The organism is Photobacterium sp. BZF1, from assembly GCF_014349205.1.
Taxonomy (GTDB): Bacteria; Pseudomonadota; Gammaproteobacteria; order Enterobacterales; family Vibrionaceae; genus Photobacterium.
Window position 1 is genome coordinate 1 of sequence record NZ_JACSOF010000076.1, and the last position, 23959, is coordinate 23959.

22 protein-coding genes are annotated in these 23959 nt (G+C 44.5%); 15 read left to right on the forward strand and 7 right to left on the reverse strand.

What is annotated here, in order from left to right; translation table 11 throughout:
• Nucleotides 1-125: 125 nt before the first annotated feature.
• Nucleotides 126-1229: a trypsin-like serine protease gene (locus BIZ37_RS17165; RefSeq protein WP_255526795.1), complete on the reverse strand. Its 1104-nt coding sequence runs from the start codon at nucleotides 1227-1229 to the stop codon at nucleotides 126-128.
• 317 nt (nucleotides 1230-1546) lie between these two features.
• On the opposite strand from BIZ37_RS17165, the gene BIZ37_RS17170 reads away from it, so the two are divergent.
• A complete protein-coding gene (locus BIZ37_RS17170; RefSeq protein ID WP_187462522.1) occupies nucleotides 1547-2371 on the forward strand; it encodes a DUF5718 family protein in 825 nt (274 codons plus the stop codon).
• A gap of 97 nt (nucleotides 2372-2468) precedes the next feature.
• On the opposite strand, the gene BIZ37_RS17175 is transcribed toward BIZ37_RS17170, so the two are convergent.
• The gene (locus tag BIZ37_RS17175; protein WP_187462523.1) at nucleotides 2469-3461 is read right to left on the reverse strand and encodes a lipid A deacylase LpxR family protein; all 993 of its coding nucleotides are present in this window, start codon (nucleotides 3459-3461) and stop codon (nucleotides 2469-2471) included.
• Between the two features lie 216 nt (nucleotides 3462-3677).
• Between BIZ37_RS17175 and BIZ37_RS17180 the strand changes: the two genes are divergently transcribed.
• On the forward strand, nucleotides 3678-4529 hold the full coding sequence (locus tag BIZ37_RS17180) for a sulfurtransferase (RefSeq protein WP_187462524.1): 852 nt from the start codon (nucleotides 3678-3680) through the stop codon (nucleotides 4527-4529).
• Between the two features lie 72 nt (nucleotides 4530-4601).
• Here the strand turns inward: BIZ37_RS17180 and BIZ37_RS17185 are convergent, their stop codons facing one another.
• Nucleotides 4602-5420, reverse strand: coding sequence for a phosphate ABC transporter substrate-binding protein (locus BIZ37_RS17185; RefSeq protein ID WP_187462525.1), 819 nt, complete (start codon nucleotides 5418-5420; stop codon nucleotides 4602-4604).
• 547 nt (nucleotides 5421-5967) lie between these two features.
• Here BIZ37_RS17185 and BIZ37_RS17190 point away from each other — a divergent pair.
• Together BIZ37_RS17190 and viaA are read left to right on the forward strand one after the other, a co-directional pair.
• Nucleotides 5968-7623, forward strand: a complete 1656-nt coding sequence (locus BIZ37_RS17190) for an ATPase RavA domain-containing protein (protein ID WP_107296567.1) — start codon at nucleotides 5968-5970, stop codon at nucleotides 7621-7623.
• A gap of 14 nt (nucleotides 7624-7637) precedes the next feature.
• Nucleotides 7638-9086, forward strand: coding sequence for an ATPase RavA stimulator ViaA (gene viaA / locus BIZ37_RS17195; RefSeq protein WP_187462526.1), 1449 nt, complete (start codon nucleotides 7638-7640; stop codon nucleotides 9084-9086).
• A gap of 72 nt (nucleotides 9087-9158) precedes the next feature.
• Here viaA and BIZ37_RS17200 read toward each other — a convergent pair whose 3' ends face one another.
• Nucleotides 9159-10253, reverse strand: coding sequence for a transporter substrate-binding domain-containing protein (locus BIZ37_RS17200; RefSeq protein ID WP_187462527.1), 1095 nt, complete (start codon nucleotides 10251-10253; stop codon nucleotides 9159-9161).
• 288 nt (nucleotides 10254-10541) lie between these two features.
• Here BIZ37_RS17200 and BIZ37_RS17205 point away from each other — a divergent pair, with 288 nt between their 5' ends.
• The 3 genes from BIZ37_RS17205 (at nucleotide 10542) to rlmF (ending at nucleotide 14033) form a co-directional block, all read left to right on the forward strand.
• A complete protein-coding gene (locus BIZ37_RS17205; protein ID WP_187462528.1) occupies nucleotides 10542-11942 on the forward strand; it encodes a nodulation protein NfeD in 1401 nt (466 codons plus the stop codon).
• Between the two features lie 42 nt (nucleotides 11943-11984).
• Entirely contained in the window at nucleotides 11985-12758 is a 774-nt protein-coding gene (locus BIZ37_RS17210) for a slipin family protein (protein ID WP_107296571.1), read from the forward strand.
• A 222-nt stretch (nucleotides 12759-12980) separates the two neighbouring features.
• Nucleotides 12981-14033 carry a 23S rRNA (adenine(1618)-N(6))-methyltransferase RlmF gene (gene rlmF / locus BIZ37_RS17215; protein ID WP_187462539.1) on the forward strand — a complete coding sequence of 351 codons (1053 nt, stop codon included), beginning with the start codon at nucleotides 12981-12983 and terminating at the stop codon, nucleotides 14031-14033.
• Nucleotides 14034-14096: 63 nt separating this feature from the next.
• Here the strand turns inward: rlmF and BIZ37_RS17220 are convergent, their stop codons facing one another.
• Nucleotides 14097-15728, reverse strand: a complete 1632-nt coding sequence (locus BIZ37_RS17220) for an electron transfer flavoprotein-ubiquinone oxidoreductase (protein WP_187462540.1) — start codon at nucleotides 15726-15728, stop codon at nucleotides 14097-14099.
• 155 nt (nucleotides 15729-15883) lie between these two features.
• On the opposite strand from BIZ37_RS17220, the gene BIZ37_RS17225 reads away from it, so the two are divergent.
• A complete protein-coding gene (locus BIZ37_RS17225) occupies nucleotides 15884-16660 on the forward strand; it encodes an electron transfer flavoprotein subunit beta/FixA family protein (protein WP_187462529.1) in 777 nt (258 codons plus the stop codon).
• A complete protein-coding gene (locus BIZ37_RS17230) occupies nucleotides 16642-17586 on the forward strand; it encodes an electron transfer flavoprotein subunit alpha/FixB family protein (protein WP_370577385.1) in 945 nt (314 codons plus the stop codon). Before BIZ37_RS17225 ends, BIZ37_RS17230 begins: the two co-directional genes overlap by 19 nt.
• An 18-nt stretch (nucleotides 17587-17604) precedes the next feature.
• On the opposite strand, the gene BIZ37_RS17235 is transcribed toward BIZ37_RS17230, so the two are convergent.
• The gene (locus tag BIZ37_RS17235; protein ID WP_187462531.1) at nucleotides 17605-18567 is read right to left on the reverse strand and encodes a LysR family transcriptional regulator; all 963 of its coding nucleotides are present in this window, start codon (nucleotides 18565-18567) and stop codon (nucleotides 17605-17607) included.
• A gap of 252 nt (nucleotides 18568-18819) precedes the next feature.
• Here BIZ37_RS17235 and BIZ37_RS17240 point away from each other — a divergent pair, with 252 nt between their 5' ends.
• From BIZ37_RS17240 to BIZ37_RS17250, 3 genes are all read left to right on the forward strand, one after another.
• A complete protein-coding gene (locus BIZ37_RS17240) occupies nucleotides 18820-20196 on the forward strand; it encodes an MATE family efflux transporter (RefSeq protein ID WP_187462532.1) in 1377 nt (458 codons plus the stop codon).
• A 106-nt stretch (nucleotides 20197-20302) separates the two neighbouring features.
• A complete protein-coding gene (locus BIZ37_RS17245) occupies nucleotides 20303-20572 on the forward strand; it encodes a DUF1778 domain-containing protein (RefSeq protein ID WP_107296585.1) in 270 nt (89 codons plus the stop codon).
• On the forward strand, nucleotides 20573-21109 hold the full coding sequence (locus BIZ37_RS17250; protein ID WP_187462533.1) for a GNAT family N-acetyltransferase: 537 nt from the start codon (nucleotides 20573-20575) through the stop codon (nucleotides 21107-21109). It begins immediately after the preceding gene.
• A gap of 59 nt (nucleotides 21110-21168) precedes the next feature.
• On the opposite strand, the gene BIZ37_RS17255 is transcribed toward BIZ37_RS17250, so the two are convergent.
• Complete coding sequence (locus BIZ37_RS17255; RefSeq protein WP_107296587.1) at nucleotides 21169-21585, reverse strand: SPOR domain-containing protein; 417 nt, start codon at nucleotides 21583-21585, stop codon at nucleotides 21169-21171.
• Between the two features lie 311 nt (nucleotides 21586-21896).
• Between BIZ37_RS17255 and BIZ37_RS17260 the strand changes: the two genes are divergently transcribed.
• The 3 genes from BIZ37_RS17260 (at nucleotide 21897) to BIZ37_RS17270 (ending at nucleotide 23932) form a co-directional block, all read left to right on the forward strand.
• Complete coding sequence (locus tag BIZ37_RS17260) at nucleotides 21897-22280, forward strand: LexA family transcriptional regulator (RefSeq protein ID WP_107296588.1); 384 nt, start codon at nucleotides 21897-21899, stop codon at nucleotides 22278-22280.
• A 3-nt stretch (nucleotides 22281-22283) separates the two neighbouring features.
• The gene (locus BIZ37_RS17265) at nucleotides 22284-23585 is read left to right on the forward strand and encodes a Y-family DNA polymerase (protein WP_187462534.1); all 1302 of its coding nucleotides are present in this window, start codon (nucleotides 22284-22286) and stop codon (nucleotides 23583-23585) included.
• A 104-nt stretch (nucleotides 23586-23689) separates the two neighbouring features.
• Entirely contained in the window at nucleotides 23690-23932 is a 243-nt protein-coding gene (locus BIZ37_RS17270) for a hypothetical protein (RefSeq protein WP_187462535.1), read from the forward strand.
• The last annotated feature ends 27 nt before the right edge of the window (nucleotides 23933-23959 follow it).

Here is a 23959-nt window from a genome sequence, read left to right on the forward strand (position 1 = left end):
TAACGATAGTTAGTATACCTTGGAACCGCCGTATGCGACCCACGCTTGTACGGTGGTGTGAGAGGACGGAGGCCGTGAGGCCTCCTCCTACTCGATTGCCAATGAAGCTCTAGCTACTTCACTAATTATTTATATTTGCGGCGAAGCAGAGCAAGGGCAGCCAAGCCGACTAGGCCAGATAGTGGAAGGCTACCTCCGCCTGAGCCACCTGAACTGGTTCCTGTTTTGGTCTGTGGATCACTGACTTTTTCAAATGGATCAACGCTGAAGGTTGGGGTAGCTTGTGAAGCGAGGTCTAAGCCTGTTCTCGATTCAATCCAGTCATAATAAGTGGCAAGCTCAGTGTATAGACCATTTTGCTGAGCATCAGGGTTGTTTGCCTCTTTTTCGTGGCAGTAGGGGCCATTGCTTGTGACACCAATTACACGAAGGCCAAAATCACTCTCATTGATTTTTGAAGTGTCTTGCCAAACAAGTGGGCCGCCTGAATCGCCGCGACACACATCCTTTTTAATATCAGGCGTATTGCTGTCTGCACAGACAAAGTGAGACTGGCTGCTGAGAGGGTATTGCCCATAATCACATTGACTCATTGGTATACCGCCTAGTTTGACCACCATCAACTCATCCGGTTGATCAAAATCAGGTTCCATATACCCCCAGCCAGATGCAATCAAATTGGCTTTGGAGTATCCGCTAGCATTCCAAGTATTGGCGAATTGGCTATTGGCGGCCTCTTGCTCTGCCTGAGTGGCAATTTTGATTGGCTTAGCAACTTCCAGCATTGAACGATCCACTTTCAACAAAGCGATATCGTGGTTTAAATCAAAGAAGCCATTGTAGCCAAAATGAGTGATTTTTTCTGTGATAGTAAATTTGTATTTTGCATCGATATCATCGGCTTTATGAGCTTTGTTTTTGATAACATTTGTGCCTACTATTAGCGTGTTACTCATCTCTGGTATAATACAGTGCGCAGCGGTTACGGCCCACAGATCGCTGATGACGACAGCACCACAGCCTGAGGTGATATAGGTTCCGTCATTTAGTTGTGGCTCTGTGAGGAAAGCGGCTTGCCAAGGTAACAGCAAATCTTCTGATAGCTTATTGGCTTCTTCGCCATTAAGAACTTTGGTGCTGATCTGTGGTTCTTCGGCAAAAGTTGGTGCTGTGAATGCAAAAGCGAGTGCTAGCGCAACTGGGGTGAATTGATTCTTCATAAGATCCATTTATTCTTCTTTTTAAATGTAGTCAATGAGTTACCATCAAGTGATGATTAACGGTGAATCATTACTCAACATACTTCCTGCACATTAATGTACATTGTTTTTATAGCGGGTATGTTAATTACTTTCTTTTGTTATTCCAATCAAAAAATTGCTTTGTGTGATATTGGTCTGTGAAATTATTGCTTTGGTCAATTGGTTGGAGAGAAAAAAGTAGAATTTTGATCTAATGCAAACCCTTGTCATCTACTGTTCGTGATTGTTGGTGTAGCACGATATACTGCTGTCTGATGTTGAGTAATAACAAAGAGTTGCAGTATATGACTTACAAGCACGTTATTGGTTTTGGGGTAGCAGGTAACTTTGCTGGTCACCTAGAACAAGCTGGTGAAGATAAAGATTTTTTAGCGGTTGAAGTGAAAGAGGCGGTACAGCCAAAAGCCATTTTTCCGTTTTATGTCCCATCAGATAAAGCTGGTTTTTTATCAACCTATCCATTGTCTTCTGATGCAATTATTCCTCCTAATGATGCTGATAATCTGCAAATTGAACCTGAAGTCGCACTGATTTGTGACATCGAATATCAGGACAACAAAGTTGTTGCGATCAAGCCACAAGGCTTCGCTGCCTATAATGACTGTTCAATCCGCAAACCGAATGCGAAGAAGATTAGTGAGAAGAAAAACTGGGGACCGAATACCAAAGGGATTTCATCTCAAGTGATTACGGTAGATAACCTTAGTGAGGGTGGCAAGCTGGATAATTTCCGTATCGCGAGCTTCCACAAACGTGGCGAGACTACTTCCCGTTATGGTGAAGATAGTCCAGTAGTGGGTTATAGCTACTTCCATGAAAAGCTGCTGGATTGGATTGTTGACCGAATGAATAACCAGCAAGATGTTGGCCCGACAGAAAACATTGCTGGCTTCCTTGAAGGTGCAGAATATCCGTCAGAGGCTGTTATCAGTATTGGTGCGACACGTTACACTGAATTTGGTGAAACCACATTCTTGAAGTCGGGTGATATCAGTATGGTTGTTGTTTATGACGGGACGGTTTACAGCCCTGAAGAGATCACGGCGATGGCTGAAAAGCAGACATTTGAAGAGCAGGGTATCTCTGCTTTAGTCCAATCTGTCGCGTAATTTTAATAAAAAAGCACTGTGAAAACAGTGCTTTTTGCTTTTCCGGTGACAGGGTAACCCAAAGATTTAAATGAGAGTGTGTTAAGTGATACTGTGGTTAGAGTCGCCAGAATAGCTCTAATGAACCGTTGGAGTTTGAACGATGCTTAGCTTCTTTAAATTCAGCAGTATTCGTTGCAAAGCTTAGGCTAACCCCCCATTTAGGTTGGTAATAAACCCCACCAATGACGGCCGTTGCTTGCCAGTGCTCAACTTTGGTATCAGGGACTTCACTCGGACGGTCACCTTCGATGGTTATATCATTGATACGGTAGCGGCCCTCAATACCTGTGAACAGGAAGTACCCTGATGAGCTGGAGGATAGCACACCGATATCAACGAAATTACCTGCAGAAAAACCGGTAGTGCCAAAGTTGCCTGCCAAGTCTTTACCCCAACGAGCCACACCCCCAACGGCTAATTCACTTTGATAGTTACCTACGTTTATTCTGCCTACACCACTTAAATCGTAATCATCAAGCCAATAAGCCTGCTTACGGGTAAGTAGACGATGGCCTTGATAGCCCAAGTTGAAGACTAGCGAGTTTTCAATTTGGTAATCCCAGCCCATTGGCTCATCGGAACCAACAATGTCATGAATGAATTTCTGACCTTGTTCGGCAAATGAATTTGGCCCAACAACACCAAGCATCAGGCTAAACTTATCGACAAAAGTGGGGGTGTATTGATAGGCACTGGTTTCCAAAAATAACAAGCCAGCATACGGGCGTTCATTTTCTGGTGGTTCAACAGATTCGATGTCTTCTGGTGTCCACATTTGTTGGCCCAGTGTTAAGCTCCAGCCTTGCTTTGTTCCTTCTTCAAGCGGTAAGTAGCGACTGAGTTGTCGAATTGGTGTTGGGGCTGATTCTGTTAGATCCGACATGTAGGGAGAATTGTATTCGAGGAAAACACCATTGGTGTAATTTTGGTCGGTACCAACAATTCCATCATTGTCCATGGAAAAGGAAAAGCTGCCTGAGTTATATGCCCAAGCATTGGGAGCGAGGGCAGAAAGGCAAGCGAAAAAAACAGGTGTAATTTGTTTCATTTATAATCCTTTGGTACAACAGCAGGATGACTCTACAAAGTGGATGCGAACAACGTTATTGTTTAGTTGTTGTATAAAACGTCGTATATCAGTAGGCGCTTTATATACGCTCACCCAATATTTAACTCATGATATCGAAAGGAAGAGATTTATCGCTAGTGATTTTAAATAATAAGCGTAAATCTTTGTGAATAAGTAACTAGTTAAGGATTAATAATGTCAGTGCTCAAAATTACATCGCCACTTGTTTCTGCCTCATGGTTAGCACAAAACTTGTCGGATCCACAGTTGGTTGTTCTTGATGCGACTTGGTTCCTACCTGGCTCAGACAGAAATGGAGAACAAGAGTGGCAACAAAAGCGTATACCTAGCGCACGTTATTTTGATTTCGACAAAAAAGTTGCTCATCCAGAGGCTTCTTTTCCTCACATGCTTCCTGAGGCTGAACATTTTGCTCGAGAAGTGGAAGCACTAGGCATCTCAACAGACTCGACGGTTGTAGTGTACGATAGCCAAGGTATCTTTTCTGCGCCAAGAGTGTGGTGGATGTTCCGAGCAATGGGGCACGAGCAAGTTGCTGTTCTAGATGGCGGTTTGCCAGCCTGGGAACTTGCAGGCAACACAATAGAAAGTGGCGAGCCGAAGCCGTATGAGAAAGGAAAATTCAAGTCAGATTTCCAACCGCAGTGGGTTATTGATGGCGAAGAACTAGTGCAAGTGCTCAACAAACCTGATGTTCAGGTGCTTGATGCACGAGCGGCAGCTCGATTTTATGGCACTCAGCCAGAGCCGCGACAAGGTGTGAGAAGCGGTCATATGCCAAGTGCCAAGAGTTTGCCATTTGGTCAGTTACTTAAAGAGGGATGCTTTCTGCCTAAAGAGCAATTACAGCAACGCTTTGATGCGGTAAGTGATGCTGATCAGCAGTTAATTTTTAGCTGTGGCTCTGGGGTAACAGCCTGTATTTTAGCGTTAGCAGCTGAGTTGGCAGGAAGAAAGCTGCTGACGGTATATGATGGTTCATGGACGGAGTGGGGCTCTACCTTTAAATACCCTGTAGTCCAATAAAACAAAGGGCACAGCTTATATGGACTGTGCCCGATCTTAGAGCTTTATTAGAAGCTCTGGCACGCTGAAAAATTATTTCAGCACTGATACGTAACCACGCTGTTCAATCAATCCTTGACCAGACGTCGAGGTGACATAATCAACGAACGCTTTCGCACTATCTTTGATTTTCTTCTCTTTATAAAGCATCAAGAAAGGTCGAGAAATCTGATATTTTCCTGACTCTAGATTTTCTAGTGTTGGTGATACGCCTTCAAAATCGAGTGCTTTGATCGAATCATCAACTGAACCCAGTGAGACATAACCTAGTGCATGTTTATTGCGTGATACCAAACTCTTTACCGTACCATTAGTATTAACCACAAGTACCTGAGGGTTGATGTCTGAAACGGTTTGGCCTTTGATTTGCTGAGTTAGCCCCATGAAGTCTTCAAAGGAAAAGCGCGATCCTGAAGCATTCTCACGACTCACGACGGCGATTTTCAAGTCAGGGCCACCGACTTCCTTCCAGTTGGTAATATCGCCATGGTAGATTTTTTCAACTTGCTTTTTAGTCAAGTTGGCTACCGGGTTATCTTTGTGGACGACAAGCGCAATACCGTCATGGGCAATCGTCACAGTGATAATATCTGGGTTAATTTCCTCAGCTTTCAAGTAACGAGAGCTCATACCTAGGTCTGACACATTTTGTTTCACAGCAGTGATACCAGCTGATGAACCAATACCTTGAACTTCGATATGGGTATCTTTGTTTTCACTGGAATAGGTTTCTGCCAGCACCTCAACGATATGACTGGCTGACGTTGAACCGGTAACTGTGACAGTCTCGTTCGCGTGAACCGAGACAGCAAGACTGGCAAGTAGGGCGCAAAGAGTGGTTCTGGTAAGCATTTTATTCTCCAAACAACACCAGAAAAGGTTGGCGCTCATCTTATTACGGCTTTATGACACTAATGTGAAAAATATGCATGTTAGTAGTTTGGCTAAAAGATAGTGTTATACGTAAGTCACTCGTTTATCGCGTTTTTCTTGATAACCGCTTCAACTCTTCGTAACCATTGCCCCAGTTTTATTTCTAATCGTAGGGGAACTCTAGTTGATGGAAAATTAACCAATTTCAATTTGGCGGCTGAAGAAATAAATACTCATTCTGCTGTGTAATAGCGATCAAGTTTGTAGATAAAACTGGTTAAAATATATACCAATTGTATTTCTATGCGCTTTGTCATGTTTTTGCCTCATAACTGCGCCTCATTATGTTAAGCCTGTCCCATTTATGAAAACAAAGATTGAGCTCTGGTTGCGGGTTAAACTCTTTGATATATAAAGACTGTAACAAAATATTTCAGTTTACAATATTGTAACATTTAATGGTTTGTGTCTATCCTCATAATAAGTACGAAAGTACAGGGATATGACAACTTAAGAGGTCGGAAATATGCTGACAATGGCGAGAAGAGCGCAGCCAAATAAAGCGCTAGTTTCTGAAAGGATTCAGAAATTAATTAAAGCGTTATCTAATGGCGTATATGAGCGAGAAGAAACAATTAAGTTATGTCTTCTTGCAGCGCTTGCTGGTGAGAGTGTGTTTCTGCTTGGTCCTCCGGGTATTGCGAAAAGTTTGATTGCAAAACGTTTAATTCAAGCTTTCGATAATAGCCAGTTTTTTGATTATTTAATGACGCGTTTTTCTACTCCTGAAGAGGTATTTGGGCCACTTTCTATTCAGGAATTAAAAGACAACGGTAAGTATGTCCGTTTAGTTGATGGCTACCTGCCAACCGCGCAAGTTGTTTTCCTTGATGAGATTTGGAAAGCGGGGCCGGCAATTCTTAATACCTTACTTACCGTGGTCAATGAACGTACCTTCAAAAACGGTCAAGATGTGCTGCCTGTGCCAATGCGACTGCTAGTGACGGCATCCAATGAATTGCCTGAAGAAGATAGCGGTTTGGAAGCCTTGTACGACAGGATGCTGGTAAGGGTGTTTGTTAACCGTATTCAGGAAAAACAAAATTTTAAAGCCATGCTGATGGGCGAGGGACCTAGTATCCAAGAGCTTGAGCCCGGCTTGGCGATCACTGATGAAGAATACGATGATTGGCAGACTCACATTGAAGATATCAAACTATCTGAAGATATTTTCGAGAAAATCTATCAACTTAAAACCATGATAGAGCAACGTGCTGAAGGTGTAGAGCATATTGATGAGCATGAAAGTGAACTCTACATCTCTGACCGTCGCTGGAAAAAATCGGTCAGGCTTCTGAAAGCGAGTGCATTCTACAATGGCCGTGATGCGATTAATCCTCTTGATTTGTTGCTGTTGCAAGACTGTATGTGGCACAGCCCAGAGTCACGCAATGTGATCCGAGATATTGTGAGCGATTTTGCTATTGAAAAAGCATTCAATCAGGAATCTGCGCAGATCAGTGCCACTGACGCGCAAACAATCATTGATGAAGTGAATGCAGAAGTCGCGAGTGAATTAGCGGTCAATTTAAGCCGCGAATCAATGATGCGCAAAGAGTGGTTCAAATGTGATTTGAGTGGCGCGAGACGTTATACCGTGAATCACAACTCACGCATGATTAAACTTGTTATGTTGCAACAAAACCCATCGGTCTCTGAGCAGGAAAATGGTGATAGCCGCTGGGTTTATGTTGACGGTGATGATTTTGAGAAAAAGATCAAAACCGGCCAATGTGATATTTATGGATTTGTAAATAAGAATGCCCACTTATGCCGTCTTCAGTTTGAAGTGGATGCCCAGCAACGTTTGGTGATCAAAGATATTGCTAATCGAGCTGTATTGGTGGGTATTGCAGGTGAAAATGGTATTACTCAGGAGCAACAAGCCCATTGGGTAGCAATGGCGGAAAGAGCATCAGTGAAAGTGTTAGATGCAGAGCATAACCTAAAAGTGTCCCGCAGTAGCTTCCATGGCGCACTACCACATAACTTTATCGACCCTCAATTGCCCGAGCGGATTGAGCAGAGTTTATCGCAAGCAACGGATTCAGTGCATGACCTGAAAATAACGGTTGATAAAAATGTATTCCGTATCAGTCATCTGACTGAGTATTTTGCTTAGCGGGAGAGTAGTTTATGCCGGTTTCTGAAGGTATAAATTTGGCTTTGATGCTATCTGAGTCCGGCATCATCGACAATGCTGTACAAGAATTAATGTTGCAGCAACAGATCATTGTTGCGGCAGAATCTAACCCTGGGATTAAGTCTGCGATGAAAAAGCAGATAATGAAATGGCGAGGACAAGTTCAAAAACGAATGACCAATGTTAGCGTTGAAGAGCGCTTTCATCAGGAAATAGAGCTTTACCAACAGGCTTGCCAGTGGGAATCCGAGGATTTTTTGAATCACATTGATGAGGTGGTGAAGCAATTAGAAGGTCATTCAGCCTTTTACTTCAAAGCTAAAACTCTGCTTGAGCGGGAGCACCAAAAGCACAACCCGATGTTTCAAAGTTACTTTTGTAGCCAATGGCATAAGTATCTGACGTTGGCACTGACTGAAGCTCAACAGATTGAGCTTGAGCAGCACAAAGAAAAGTTGCTTGCTGATTTATACCAGCGTATTGAAACGATGCAGCACATGGAAGAGGTCACCGGGGCAGGCGATCCAACCAAGGCAGGGCGCCTGTGGGATATGGCTAAAGCTAAGCTGACAAAAACTGACGTCAGCACGCTTAAAAGCATGGCGCATTTCTTGAAGAAAAATAGTGGCTTGAAAGAAATTGCTGAAAAACTTGGCCGGATGGCAAATGAAGTCGATGATCCTAACAAGGAGCGGGTAAGGTCTGAAGACCTGAAAATGGTCGAGGAACAAAGCGATAACGTTACGGATGATATAGTGGGTATCCACGAAAGTGACGACTTATCAAAATTGCTGCCCAATGAAGCCATGTTTTTAGCTTATCCAGAATTGGAAGTTGTCTTTTATAAGCACTTAGTCGATAAGCGTCTGCTTAACTACAAGGTACAAGGTGCACAGCGTAAATTGCGCCGGGTAAAAGCCTATAAACGCCAAACCAAGCAAGTTGAACAGGAGAAAGGGCCGTTTATTGTATGTATCGATGCATCAGGATCGATGAATGGCTTTCCAGAGCAATGCGCAAAGGCGTTAGCTTACGGTTTGATGCAAATTGCCCTTGCTGAAGACAGAGATTGCTATGTCATTATGTTCTCGACCCAGCAAATTACCTATGAACTAACTAAGCAAGATGGTTTGAGTGAGGTGTTAAACTTTCTCTCTTATTCATTCCATGGCGGAACAGATTTAGGCCCGGTGCTTGATCAGTCTATAGAACTGATGTTGAGCGAGAAGTATAAAAATGCAGACTTGATCGTGTTGTCTGATTTTATTGCGCCATCACAACCTGATGAAATGATGAAGCGCATTGCGAAGCTTAAAGAAAGTAAAAACCGTTTTCACGCAGTTAATTTGTCGAAATATGGTAATCCAGAACTGATGACGATATTTGATCACTGTTGGTCATATCATCCATCGAAATTTGGCCGGCTTTTTAAGTGGAAATAATCCACTATAGACAGAATTAACTACACTCTCTTAGTTGTCTTGGCTTTTGGCGCTCATATGAGCGCCCTTTTTTTATTTGTCGGCAAAGTATTTGTTGAGGGTCTGGCGCCATTCTGGGCTATTACGGATCTTTAGTAATGCGCGGTTTAATTTTTCCCTGTGAGGGCTGTTATTTTCGATGACCAGACCGTAATTTTGTTTTTCGAATTGATACGGTAATACCGATAGGCCTTTATATCGTCCTTCTTCTTTCGCTTTTTTGATGAGGTATTTTAAAACAGCATCATCAGCAACGATTGCCTCTACTTCGTTATTATTCAACGCCTCTAGTAAGTCGTTAGTTGATTCATAACTACGGTGAACAATGCTGTGGCTAGTTAAGAATAGAGAGGAAGTAGACTTAGCTTTAGCACCCACCGATAGATTAGCCAGATCATTAGGGCCTTTGATATCGCTACTGATCAAGCCTAAGGTAAATGTACTGGCAAGAATGGCAGTAATACTTGCAATAAAAAACGTTGTGAATACAGCCAATAGGACTGTCAGCACTCTCCCGGTAAGGGTCTTAAATTCATAATAATTGAAAGGGCCTTTTGTTATAAAAAGAAGCCCCAGAATAAACCCTTCAACCATCTGGGCGAATTTTGAACGCATAGAATACAGTTTGTCATTCACTCTGTGCTCCAGTAGGTAATAAATACCACCGACAAAGCCTGCAGCAATGAACGCAATCCCTAGTACAAACCATAGTTTGGTATTGGTGAAAATATTTTTAATTGAAGACAGGTAGCCCTGCTGTTTGACCGCGATGGCGAGATGGGTCTCATAGAAAGAGTGGGAGAAATCGAGCACTTCTTCACGTTCAGGTGTAATAGAAATACAAGACACGCCTATGTTAAGTGTATTGTCACTGACTTGCTCTAGTAGTTCACCAAGCTCATGGTGGCTGTAGTTGTAGTCAACGCCGAGCTCGAGGGCAATCTGCTGCCAAAGATAAATACTCAACCCTTCTGGCGGCTGGGATTCACTCTCGATAACAAAAGGGGGACAGTGATATGTGCCCACGTTAACCGTGGAGTTGCTGGCTGCAATAGAGGGGAGTGAAAATGATATGAGAGAACTGAAAAATAGCCATATACACAACATAGAATGACGCACTGTTCGCATAGGGTGATCTCACTTGTCTGAGGACGTTGTCATTGTTCTTCAGTTAAGTATAAACATCATGAAATTTTCACAAGCCTGTCATTCAAGACAACTAACAAGCTGCCTTAGACTTTCTGTCTGCTGTCAATAATGCTTTCCATTTTTAGCTATCACTTCAGCAAAGTTGGTTAGTCAATGAAGTCAATGAACTATGCTTATTAACAAATTGGTTAATACCTTAATGGACAGCAATGGTTGGCTTGAACAATAAGAATCCTTAAGTTTGGTCAGTCATGGCGAGGAGGGTGTATGAAAGTGTTGGCTGTTTTAGCTGCACTCAGCATCTGGTTTTTCAGTCAGCCTGTACTGGCACAAAATGTTTGGGTGATTGAAATATCCGGCGGGATAGGGCCAGCAACCAGTGACTATGTGTCACGAGAAATCGAACAAGCGCACAAGGAACAAGCAAGTTTTATCGTACTCAAAGTCGATACTCCCGGAGGATTGGATACCTCCATGCGTGACATTATACGCGCAATAACCACATCACCATTACCTGTTGCAACCTGGGTCGGTCCTGCAGGAGCAAGAGCCGCTAGCGCCGGTACATATATTCTTCTCGCCAGCCATGTTGCAGCGATGGCGCCAGGGACTAATTTAGGGGCTGCAACACCAGTATCTATATCGGCTCCCGGGGGGCAGGATGATGATTCTGGTGGCAAGAACCCTTTTACTCCTAGGAAAGAGCAAGAGCCTAAAGACGCCAGTGATGAAAGTGATGATGCGGCTAGTGATGATTCCGACGACGATAAAGTAACGGCTAAAACGGCGATGGAGAAAAAAGTCATCAATGATGCGCGTGCGTATATACGTGGGCTGGCTAAACTTCATGGTCGAAATGAAGAGTGGGCAGAAACTGCTGTTACCGAGGCAGCAAGTATTGATGCAGAACAAGCCCTAGAGCTCAACGTGATTGATTTTCTCGCTTCTGACTTAGATGGGCTTATCAGTCAGTCTAATGGGCGAACTGTAGTTATCAATGGGCTCGAAGCAAAAATAGAGCTTTCAGATGTTGCCTATATAGAGAGGGAGCAAGATTGGCGGTTTAAATTGTTGTCTGTGATAACCAACCCGAATGTGGCCTATATTCTCATGCTAATAGGCATTTATGGCCTGCTATTGGAGTTCTATAACCCAGGTGTTGGCCTGCCCGGAGTATTGGGGGGGATATGCCTATTATTGGCAATGTACTCCCTACAGATGCTACCTGTGAGTTATGCGGGGTTGGGACTGTTGCTGCTAGGGATAGCGTTGATGGTCGCAGAGGCATTCAGCCCAAGCTTTGGAATACTTGGCTTGGGAGGGATTGTCGCATTTGCGCTCGGTTCGGTGATGTTGATGGATACCGAAACACCGGGTTATCAAATTGCCATACCGTTAATCGTGGGCCTGACAGTCGTTTCAGCCGTATTTACTTTTGTCATTCTTAGTTTGTTGCTCAAAGCACGCCGGAAACCGGTGACGACGGGTATGGAAGCCTTGTTAGGACAAGAAGCCGTTGTAGTAAGTGGTTTTCCAGGGAGTGGACGAGTGTTGGTGGAAGGTGAAATTTGGCAAGCCAACTGTGATGTCCCTCTGAATAAGGGTGACAGGGTCACGGTTATTGAGATTAACGGCCTATGTTTGGAAGTAAACCAGCGAACGAAATAAATCTAATGTGCTTGGAATAACCTTTTTATAAGGATCAATTATATGATCACATACTCATTAGCAACGATTATAGTTCTGGTATTCGTGCTTATTGTTAGCATGTTCAAAGTGTTACGAGAGTACGAGCGTGCCGTTGTCTTTCTACTTGGTCGATTTTACCAAGTAAAAGGGCCTGGCCTGATCATCATTATCCCAATAATCCAGCAAATGGTGCGTGTAGATTTGCGGACGATCGTGTTGGATGTACCTACTCAAGATTTGATCACTCGAGATAACGTTTCGGTCAAAGTTAACGCGGTGGTTTACTTCCGGGTTGTTGACCCGAAAATGGCAATCAACAATGTAGAAAACTACCTTGAAGCCACCAGCCAGTTATCTCAAACCACGTTGCGTTCGGTGTTGGGTCAACATGAACTGGATGAACTTTTATCAGCCCGTGAGGAATTGAATCGAGATCTACAAGGGATCCTGGATCAACATACCGATAACTGGGGGATCAAAGTCGCCAACGTAGAAATCAAGCATGTCGATTTGGATGACAGTATGGTTCGCGCACTTGCCCGTCAAGCAGAGGCCGAGCGTTCACGTCGAGCCAAGGTGATACATGCAACTGGTGAGCTTGAGGCTTCAGCTAAGTTGCGAGAGGCGGCAGAAGTGCTGAATCAGTCGCCAAATGCTGTACAGCTGCGTTATATGCAGACCCTTACAGAGATTTCCAACGATAGAACGACGACTATTGTGTTCCCGATGCCGATCGATTTAGTCGAGAAATTTACCGATGTGATGGCATCTGTGAAGACCAAAGATGAAAAGTAACTAAAGACTTGTAGGCTTTTGAGTTAAATGCCCCTTATCACCTAAGTGGTGATGGGGGCTTTGTGTGTAATGAGTGCTGCAGCATTGAAATGATCAACAGTTTATTAGCCTGAATTCTAACCAAAGTTTATCTTTCGGCGGTTCCAAGCCGCTACAGTTTCAAGTAGGATACCACTCCTTCTTAGGCTCTATGCCGAGTAACCGTTGATTAAAGAAAGCAATATGGCACAAAAACATAAGCAAAAAGCGCCGAGCAAGGGGCTACATCCACGAAACCCTCATCGAGCGCGTTATGATTTTGACAAACTGATCCACAGTTGTCCGGAATTGTCGCCATTTGTTGAGAAGAATCCATACGGTGATTTGTCGGTTAACTTCAGTGATCCGGCTGCCGTGAAAATGCTCAACCGCGCGTTGCTTAGCCACTTCTACTCGGTATCCTATTGGGATATTCCGGCCGGTTTCCTTTGTCCGCCAATCCCGGGTAGGGCTGATTACTTGCATTATATTGCTGATTTATTAGCTGACTCAAACGGTGGAAAAATTCCAAAAGGTAAGACAATCAAGGGGCTTGATATAGGCACTGGTGCAAATTGTGTTTACCCAATTATTGGTCACCGCGTCTATGGCTGGCAGCTTGTCGCCGCCGATATTGATCCTATCTCTATCAAATCGGCCAAGTTCATTGTTGATTCGAATCCTTCTTTGAAAGGCGGGATTCAATGCCGCTTGCAGAAAAATCCAGATTATATTTTCACAGGTATGATCAACGATAATGATCTGTTTGATTTCACGTTATGTAACCCGCCATTCCATACCTCGTTAGAAGAAGCAATGGCAGGTAGTGCGCGTAAGGTCAAGAACCTAAAAGCGAATTCGGAAAAGAAAGGTGGGCATAACAAAGCCGGACTAAAGAATACTCGCAACAAAGGTTCCAAGCAGGAAGTGCTGTCCCACAACATGGGTGCTAAAAAACCGGTGTTAAACTTTGGTGGGCAAAAAGCAGAGCTCTGGTGCCCAGGCGGTGAAGCAGCCTTCATTAAGCGGATGATTACCCAAAGCAGTGAAAAGGCCACCCAATGCTTCTGGTTTACGACCTTGGTATCGAAAAAAGATAATCTTCCAGCTATATACAAACAGCTGAAAAAGGCTGGGGCTGTGGAGGTCAAAACCATTGATATGGCGCAGGGCCAGAAGCTGACGAGATTTGTTGCTTGGACATTCCTGACTAATGAACAACAAGAGTTGTGGCGAAAAACTCGCTGGGCTAGATAACTTTATCTAGTTATAGACAGCGCTCCAGATCCGCTGCAACGTAAATTAGAGCGCTGTAGTTCATTACATGTTTGGGTAGTTTGGTCCGCCTCCACCTTCTGGTGGTACCCAAGTGATATTCTGTGACGGGTCTTTAATATCACAGGTTTTACAATGGACGCAGTTGGCGGCATTGATTTGAAATGTCGCTTTCCCTTCTTTTTCTATCACCTCATAAACGCCCGCAGGGCAGTACCTTTGGCTTGGTTCATCAAAGCGCTCTAAGTGTAAATTGATAGGTATTGAACTATCAGCTAGGAGCAAATGACAGGGCTGATTTTCTTCATGCTGGGTACCAGAGAGAAAAACAGATGAAGGTTTATCAAAGCTCAATTGACCATCAGGTTTTGGATACTCAATGGGCTGGTGGTCGCTAATGGGTTCTAGGCACTCATGGTCGGGTGTTTCGTCTTTGAGTGACCAATTGAAGGACTTGCTAAACCATTTTTGCTCAATAGAGGCAAGTGCCCCACCGATTAAGGTGCCGAAACGGTGGATCTCTGCGCCAAAATTGCGCGATTCATGTAACTCTTCATAAAGCCAAGAATTATTGAAGAATTTGTCATACCCTGGCGTGGTTTGATGAAAGCCTTGCTCTAATTCATGAAAGACAGCTTCAGCCGCTATCATGCCCGACTTCATGCCGGTATGGCTGCCTTTGATTTTGGCCATGTTCAATGTGCCCGCATCGCAACCCACTAAAACGCCACCAGGAAACTGCTGTCTTGGTAATGATGAAAGCCCGCCTTTGGTGATCGCCCTTGCGCCATAGGCAATACGCTGACCACCTGATAAGTGCTGGCTGAATAAGGGGTGATGTTTGAGTTGCTGGAACTCATCAAACGGACTTAGATATGGGTTGTGATAGTTAAGATCAACGATTAGACCAACGGCAACCTGATTATTTTCCAGATGATACAAAAAGCTGCCGCCATTAGTACCCGTTTGGCTAAGTGGCCACCCAACCCCATGGATAACATGGCCTGGTTTGTGGTGTTCAGGGGGGATTTCCCATAGTTCTTTAAGGCCAAGGGCATAATGCTGTGGCTGTTTACCGTGGTCGAGATGAAACTGCTCAATCAGTTGCTTGCCCAAGTGACCGCGCGAGCCTTCAGCAAAAATGGTGTATTTGGCATGAAGCTCAATACCGGGTTCAAAAGTGGCTTTTTGATCCCCTTGCTTATCCGATCCCATGTCTTTGGTGATAATACCTGCGACCATACCTTGGCTGTTATACAGAATGTCATTGGCGGGAAAACCGGGGAAGATTTCAACACCAAGTGCTTCAGCTTGCTTTGCCAACCACCTGCAGAGGTTACCGAGGCTTATTACAAAATTGCCAATGTTCTGAAGTGTTTCGGGAACAAGAGGCTCAGCAACAGTGATGTGGTTGAATTCGTTAGTTAGGTAGCAAAATTGATCAACAGACACTGCTGTGTGGAGGGGAGCTTCCATCCGTTCCCAGTCAGGAAACAGTTCATCAAGAGCTTTATGCTCAAACAAAGCCCCCGACAGGATATGACTGCCAACTTCAGCACCTTTTTCGACTACACACACTGATAAGGGCGCTTCGCTTTCATTAGCCAGTTGCATCAGCCTGCAGGCAGCTGACAGTCCGGCAGGGCCAGCACCAACAATCACAACATCAAACGACATGCTTTCTCTTTGTTGCTCTGAACTCATGCTTCAATCCCTTACTGAACTGCGCTTGGTTAAAATATAGTCCAGTTGACGTAAACGTAAACTCAACTAGGCTCAAAGAATAAATCAATTACGAGGTTTAAACGCCTTGGTTTGATAAGGAAGTGCCTGTGAAAGTGTATGTTGCGATAAAACGAGTCATTGATCCTTACGTAAAGGTAAGGGTAAAAAATGACGGCTCTGGCGTTGAAACCGCGAACGTCAAAATGTCGATGAATCCTTTCTGTGAAATCGCCGTAGAAGAAGCGATACGTCTTCGTGAGGCCGGTCATGCTGATGAAGTTGTCGTCATCTCTGCAGGAGATGCAACTTGCCAAGAGCAGTTGAGAACGGCCCTAGCACTAGGGGCTGATAGGGCGATTCATATTGAGTGTGACGCTGTCACTGAACCTTTATCGGTAGCGAAGCTACTTGCAGCCATAGCAAAAAGAGACCAACCAGAATTACTTATTTTAGGCAAGCAATCCATTGATACTGATAACAACCAAGTCGCTCAAATGCTGTCCGCCTTGCTTGGTTACTCCCAAGGTACCTTTGCATCAGATATTGATATTGCAGGTGACGGTGTAACAGGTGGCGGCCAGCGAGCACTTAAAGTCACCCGCGAAGTTGATGGTGGGTTGGAAACTCTACAGCTCACTTTACCTGCGGTTTTGAGTACAGACCTTCGACTCAATGAACCGAGATATGCCTCTCTGCCAAATATAATGAAAGCCAAGAAAAAGCCACTGGATATCCTAACTCCGGATGAGTTGGGTGTGGCTATCGAAAACCATCAGGAGATTATTGAGGTAATGGCACCCGCTCAGCGTTCTGGTGGAGTGAAAGTGAGCTCCGTCTCTGAGTTGGTTGATAAACTCAAAAATACATCAAAGGTGATCGGATGACGGTACTTGTAATTGCAGAGCATGACAATCATCTCCTTTCAGGAGAGACGCTCAAAGCTGTTGGCGCAGCATCTTCATTAAATCTGCCTATAGATGTATTAGTAATCGGTTATCAGTGCTCAGCGGTAGTTGAAGAAGTGTCACATGTCGAAGGTATCAATCAAGTCTTGGTGGCGGATAACTCCGTCTACCAGCATCAATTGGCCGAAAATAGTGCTACGCTGATCACCGAGATCGCAGCGGATCATAGCCATATTATTGCCCCTGCCACGACATTCGGTAAAAACTTGCTGCCGCGAGTTGCGGCTTTGCTTGATGTTGGAATGCTGTCTGATGTCGTTACGATTGAGAATGCTGACACTGTTGTTAGGCCGATATATGCAGGTAATGCATTAGCGCGGGTACGCTCTAAAGACAGCAAAATCTTAATGACTACCCGTGGGTCGGCGTTTGAGGCTGCTCAAATAGCAGATACTCAGGCTGAACAAAAGCTACTCGATGCCTCAATCGCCAATACATTGAGTGAGTTTGTAGAGCGTCAGGCTTCTGAAAGTGAAAGGCCTGATTTAACCGCTGCTCGGGTTGTGGTATCAGGCGGTAGGGCGCTCGGGAGTAAAGACAACTTTGCGTTGATTGAAAAGCTCGCCGATAAACTCGGTGGTGCTGTCGGTGCATCAAGGGCAGCCGTCGATGCAGGGTTTATCTCCAATGATTATCAAGTCGGTCAAACCGGTAAGATAGTGGCTCCAGAGCTGTATATTGCAGTGGGGATATCTGGTGCGATCCAGCACCTTGCCGGGATGAAAGATGCCAAAGTCATTGTCGCTATTAATAGTGATGCAGATGCCCCCATATTTGAAATAGCTGATTATGGCTTAGTCGGCGATTTGTTCGAGATACTGCCAGAACTTATCGACTCTATATAAACATATCATCGAGTTGAATTAATCAATGATCTTCCAGCCGTGCAACTCAGCCATATGGGTTAGCGCGGCCCAATCTTTTTTCTCTTCCTGTACCATCCAATCAATAAAGCGAGTGACGTTGTCACCTTTTGTGACCGTTTGATAGTAATACTGCCAGGTACTGTTGGTAACAATAGTCGCCTCGGTAGGCAGTTTTAAATACCCTTGCTGAAGCTCATGGACAACCAGCATCAAGTCGGTGATGGTCACCCCTTGACCGGCAAAACAAGATGTCAATGCCATATCCAGTGTATTGAAGGTTAATCCATCTTTATTGATTTGCTCTGTTCGGTCATTTCGGCTGAGCCATTCACTCCAATCACATTGGTCAGAAGTCGGGTGCAAGCGCGGGTAATTGGCAATCAATTCATCGACAGAAATTGGCTCGTCGGTTTTGGTCAATAACTCGGAATAGACAGGGGCGAGATACTCTTTTCTGAAAAAAGTGGGCATATTGGCGCTTTTGCTGATTTCCGGCACGTTATATATCGCTATATCACAGTCATCTTCTTCCAACTGCAACAGTTCATTGCTGTGCCCCATGCTTGAAGACAAGACAATATTGACGTCAGGGTTAAGTGACTTAAAGGAATGCAAACGTGGGATCAGCCACCGCACAGCAAAGCTCATAGCAACCTGTACCCGTAAAGTATCTGTTTCTTTGGCTTTCAATTGGCGAATGGTTTGGTTTAGCTCGCTGTATTGGCGGGTGAGCAACAAAGCGATTTCTTTTCCTTGGGATGAAAGCTCCAATGCTCGGTGATGGCGAATGAACAGGGGTAACCCAAGTTGCTCTTCTAACTGCCTGATTTGTCGGCTTACCGCACTTTGCGTGACGTTCAGCTCTTCTGCAGCCAGTGTGAAACTAAGATGCCGGGCTGCTGCTTCAAACACCCTTAGTCCATTCAAAGAAGATGGCAGCAAATTGTGTCTTTTTTTCATCGTTAGCCTCGAGAGTGAAGGAAACAGCTTTCAAGTTGTCTCTTGCATGAGTTTTATGAATGCTAAGGTACTATAAATGTCGTTTGAAACACAAATTGGGAAAATTTACATTAGTAGTATCTCAGCAGTTTGATGGCTGTATCGCACTTTTAGCTTACTTTTTCGCATTTGTGTTCTTTTGAGTAGGCCGCCTTTTTGTCATCGCTGAGATCCCTGTCTGTTTCGCAATGCTTTAGTGTTTCGTGGTGAAAAATGAAAAAATTAATCAGCCTGGCAGTGCCACTCATAATTTCTCAGCTGGTTGCTCAAATGTTGGTTTTTACCGATGTCTGGATGATGGCTCAGCTGAGTATCCTAGCTATAGCGGGTGGTGGTCTTGGTGCGGCAGTGTATTCCATTGTCTTTACTGTAGCTGGCAGTACCGTAGGTTGTGTGGCTAACTTAATTGCTATTGCTTATGGCAAAAGAATGAAAAATACCCAGCAGGGGGATGCCGAGGTAAGTATCTCTCTAAAAAGTGGGCTATTGTTGTCGGTTATTCTGACGGTAACTTTGTTGCCGGTTTTCTTTTGGATGGATGGTTTGTTGCTCAAGGCGAACCAAGATCCAGAAACGGTTGTGTTGGCCGTTGAATATTTGGATGCACTTAAATGGGCGATGTTGCCAACTCTAGTGTTGTTGGTACTACGTAGTTTGGTCAGCGCATTCGGCGATACCCGCTCGGTAATGGTGATGTCTATCGTTACGGTGATTCTGAATGTGCCTTTGAGCTACTTGATGGCTTTCAAGCTAGAGATGGGGTTAGCCGGTCTTGGCTACGGCACAGCTTTGGCAGCGTTCATTGTTATGTTGGGCTACGGCTACTGGGTATTCTCTTGCAACAAATACCGCACCTACAACCCGTTTACCCATTGGCATGAGTACCGCTTGGGTATTCTTGTCCCTTTATTGGCCATTGGCGTGCCGATCATGATCGCAACCTTAATGGAGCATGCTTTGTTCTCAACGGCTGCTTTGCTGGCCGGTACGTTGGGAGCGGTATCACTGGCTATTCACCAGATAGCGATGCAGTGCTTGAACCTGTCTTGGAATGTGGCCTTTGGTTTGTCTCAGGCAGTCTCAATCTTGGTCAGCCAGCATGTCGGCCAGCAAGAGCCGGCTATGGTTAAGCGTTATGCCAAGCAAGCCTTGTTGCTGGTAACCGTTACCAGTGCATTATTTGGTGCATTCCTGATTGCCAAACCAGAGTTCCTCACCTTCGTTTTCAATGTTGAAGGGGATGCGTTGGCAGAAGAGCTAGTTGCAGCTTTGCCAAGCGTGATGATTATGGTTGCGGCTTGTTTTGTGGTCGATGCCTGGCAGTTGGCTGCGATTAGCATTCTTCGCGGCATGAAAGTGGTTAAAGCACCGACGGTAACAACGGGTATTGGTTATTGGCTTATTGGCCTGCCATCTGCATGGGTGTTGATGAACCTATTTGGTTTAGAAGGCGTCTGGGGTGGACTAGCCGCAGGCTTGGCAGCTACCGGTCTGATGCTGTTATATATTTTGCTACGTGAACTACGAAAACTTGAAGGGGACTATTCACACAGCGATGAAGTCCACAGCACCGCAATAATTTCATCATAGCAAGTATGTGATAATCGTACGGAATCCTTCCGTACGATTTGCTGTATTAACGGTCAAAGGATATACTCTTCATGTACGGAACCTTTCCGTACTAATGGAGGTTATTATGGCAACAGCGCGACTTGACTTGCGTTTAGATGAAGAAATTAAAGCCAAAGCCGAAAAAGCCTCAGCGCTGCTGGGGCTAAAGAGTTTGACTGAGTATGTGGTTCGTCTTATGGACGAAGATGCCACTCAAGTGATTGCTCAGCATGAAAGTATCACCGTAGACGGTGATGTGTTTGACCGGTTTGTTGATGCTTGTGATAAAGCCAAAGCTCCGAATAAAGCGTTACTCGACGCAGTAGATTTTGCGCAAGAGAAGGGCTTTAAATAAGTGAGTTGGTCCAAAGAGTTTATCGAGCTAGATAAAAAACAGCATGATCGGGCATCGTTTGATTGCGGGGAACCGGAACTCAACAACTTCATTCAGACTCAGGCGGCAAAACATATGCAGGCAGGTATAAGCCGGACCATGGTTTTACCTGCTTTACTTCCTCTCCCTAATCAAAAACGGCCGATCTGCGCTTTCTACAGCATTGCCCCAAGCTCTATCTGTCGCGATACCTTGCCTGCGGCGATGGCAAAAAAACTGCCCAAATATCCCATTCCGGTATTCTTGTTAGCTCAATTGGCTGTCCATCATGAATATCACGGAAACGGCTTAGGGAAAGTTAGCTTAGTCAAGGCCTTGAAGTACCTATGGCAAGTCAATGCCCATATGAGGGCTTATGCAATTGTCGTTGACTGTTTGAGCCCAGAAGCGGAATCTTTCTATACCAAATATGGTTTTGAAGTGCTGTGCGAACACAATGGCCGGGTGAGGATGTTTATTCCAATGAAAACGGTCGGTCAGTTGTTTGAAGGTCGCTGATGGTTAGGATGAAATGAATAGCAGTAAAAAGCCGGAATCAAAGTTCCGGCTTTTTTTAATCAACGCAAACGGAATACATCGGTTTGCTGGTCATTTTTTACTTCGGCGAAGCTTCTAATGAAGGGGCCTTGCTGGCGAACGGCTTCAGGTAGGCGGTCAATGACTGCTTTCGCTTCATCTTTAGTTGCGAAATCTCCGTAAATCACGGCATACCAGCGCCCACTTTGGCTCTTCTTCCAGTTAACCCAAATCGGTTGTTGGCCTTGGATATGGTTAATATAGTTGCGAACATCACCCTGTCGCTCTTCGGTTAAAGCCAGTACCTGAATAGTAAAACGGTCTGGGTTCAGGTGGCCATAGGCTTCTTCGGTGGTCATCTGGCCAATGCATTGGCTGTCAGTGTGTGTATGTGTATTTTCAGTTGTTGAACAGCCAGCCAATAGCAGCACAGCTAACATTGCAAAAATTTTTTGCATTAAAACTCCTTGGTAAATCCCTGCATTTTATTTTTATAAGCGACAATCTTATCAACATTGATGAGTGGATGTTTGATATTACTCGTTGAAAAAAGTGTGTTTGTCGAAGATGGCAGCAATTGTTGCTTCAATTACCACCGGTAGCGTCACAACCTTCAGCGTAATAATGCTAGGTGGTTGAAATTGTATATAAAGTGTCTGACTTGCTTGTACAAACTTCACTTATGCCAAAAGTTGAAACTAAGGTGTGACTATTCTAGCTATTTATCATTATACTGTACATACATACAGTTTAATTAAGAGCGTTGGAGATGAAGGTATTTCCTTACTTTATCGAAGGTGTGAAGTGTGGTTTCCCATCACCCGCGGATGGTCATCAGGAAGAGCTCGATTTAGAGAGTTACATGATTCGTAACCCTAATGCGACATTTTTCCTTAGGGCATCGGGTGAGTCAATGATGGGAGCGGGGATTTATGATGGTGACTTGTTGGTGGTGGACCGGGCAGAGCCTGTTGTTCCGGGCAGGATTGTCATCGCCCGAGTTTATGATGAATTTACCTGTAAGCGATTAATGCGCCATGATGAAGCATGGTGGTTGGTTGCTGAAAACCCGCAATTTAAGCCTTTCCCTATGCCAGAGGATTCTGAGATCTTTGGCGTTGTCACTCGTAACGTGCATAACTTGTTGGGTTAAGCGATGGCAGCACTTGATGGATACCGAGATCAGGTATGGGCATTAGTGGATGCGAAAAGCTTTTACTGTGCCTGTGAGCAACTGTTTGACCCTAAGCTGGTTAATAAACCATTAGTGGTTCTGTCTAACAATGATGGATGTTGTGTTGCTTTGTCAGCAGAAGCCAAAGCATTAGGCATTAAACGGGGTGCGCCTTGGTTTAAGGTTGAGCGTGAAGCTAGAAAAATGGGTGTAGAGGTAAGAAGCTCAAATTACACCTTATATGCAGATATGAGCCGTCGGTTCATTGAAGAGCTGCATCGTTTTTCTCCGCATGTAGAGCAGTACTCCATTGATGAGGCCTTTGTTAGGTTGGATGGTTTCAAACTTGATGGTTTAACCCAGTATGGTAAAGAGATTCGTGACACCATTTATTCACACCTTGGTTTGCCTGTCAGGGTCGGTATTGGTTCTAGTCCGACATTGGCCAAGTTAGGCAACCAGGCGGCTAAGCAGTATGAGCAAAGGGTTAGAGGCGTCATTCAAATTGATACTCAACAGCGACGTCAATGGTTGTTAGAAAGGTGTACGGTTCAGGATATATGGGGAGTTGGCGCCAAGACGGCAACCCGTCTTCAAACGAGTGGGATCAATACAGCATTGCAACTCTCTGAGCAAAACCCGGCTGATATGCGCCGATTGTGGAATGTTGGCCTAGCTCGGACAGCGTTAGAATTGCAGGGAGTTTCCTGTATCGACCCTGGAGATATTGATGAGAAGCGAAAGCAAATCTTATCTAGCCGCAGCTTCGGAACCGACATCAGTGACTTGAATGATTTGAAATCAGCTCTTGCCTTTCATTGCCAGCGCGCAGGGGAAAAGTTGCGGCGACAGAATAGCCAAGCGAATGTTGTGGGGGTTTTTCTTCGTACCAACCGATATAAAGACTTGCCGCAACATAATATCAGTAGTGCTCGGGAGTTGATGTGCCCGAGTCAGGATAGTTATAAGTTTCTTGATGTTGCACTAGAGCAATTGCAATCAATTTATCGCTCCGGTTATGCATACCAGAAAATCGGGGTGATTCTGGATGGGTTAACAGACTCAAACAATGATCAGTTCCAATTCGATATGTTTGATACCAGTGCATTGGAAGAAATGAAGCGAAGAGATCTGATGGCTATCACCGATCAAATGAATGCCCGATTCAAGAATGGGGTTAAGCCCGCCTCAGTGATCGGTTCAACAAACTGGCATATGCGGCAAGCCTTTCGTTCCAATCGGTGGACAACACGGTTAGACGAGTTACAAGCTGCCAAATGTTGATGACATATAACGAATCTGAATGTTATAGAGTGAAAGCGAATTTCTGAACCCAGACAATTAGTTAATAATTACCCCATAGAATCATCAATGATAAGAGGTTGAGAATGATTGTTTGGGTAGGGATAGTAAGTAGCATTCTGATCACCTCATCGTTTACCTCAGGGCTCACCAGCGCACTTTTAGACCTGCTTGCTTTTGTTATTATTTTAACCATAGGGATCAATCGGTTAAAGGCAAAACATCAAGCCAGAAGAAAAGTCAGTATAGAGCAGCAAGATAATAAAGAGTTTCGTGAAGAAGCGAAGCAGATAAACAGTGTCTCCGACAGGATAGACATTACACCGTAACGTTGCCAGGTAAAAAAACAGCGAACC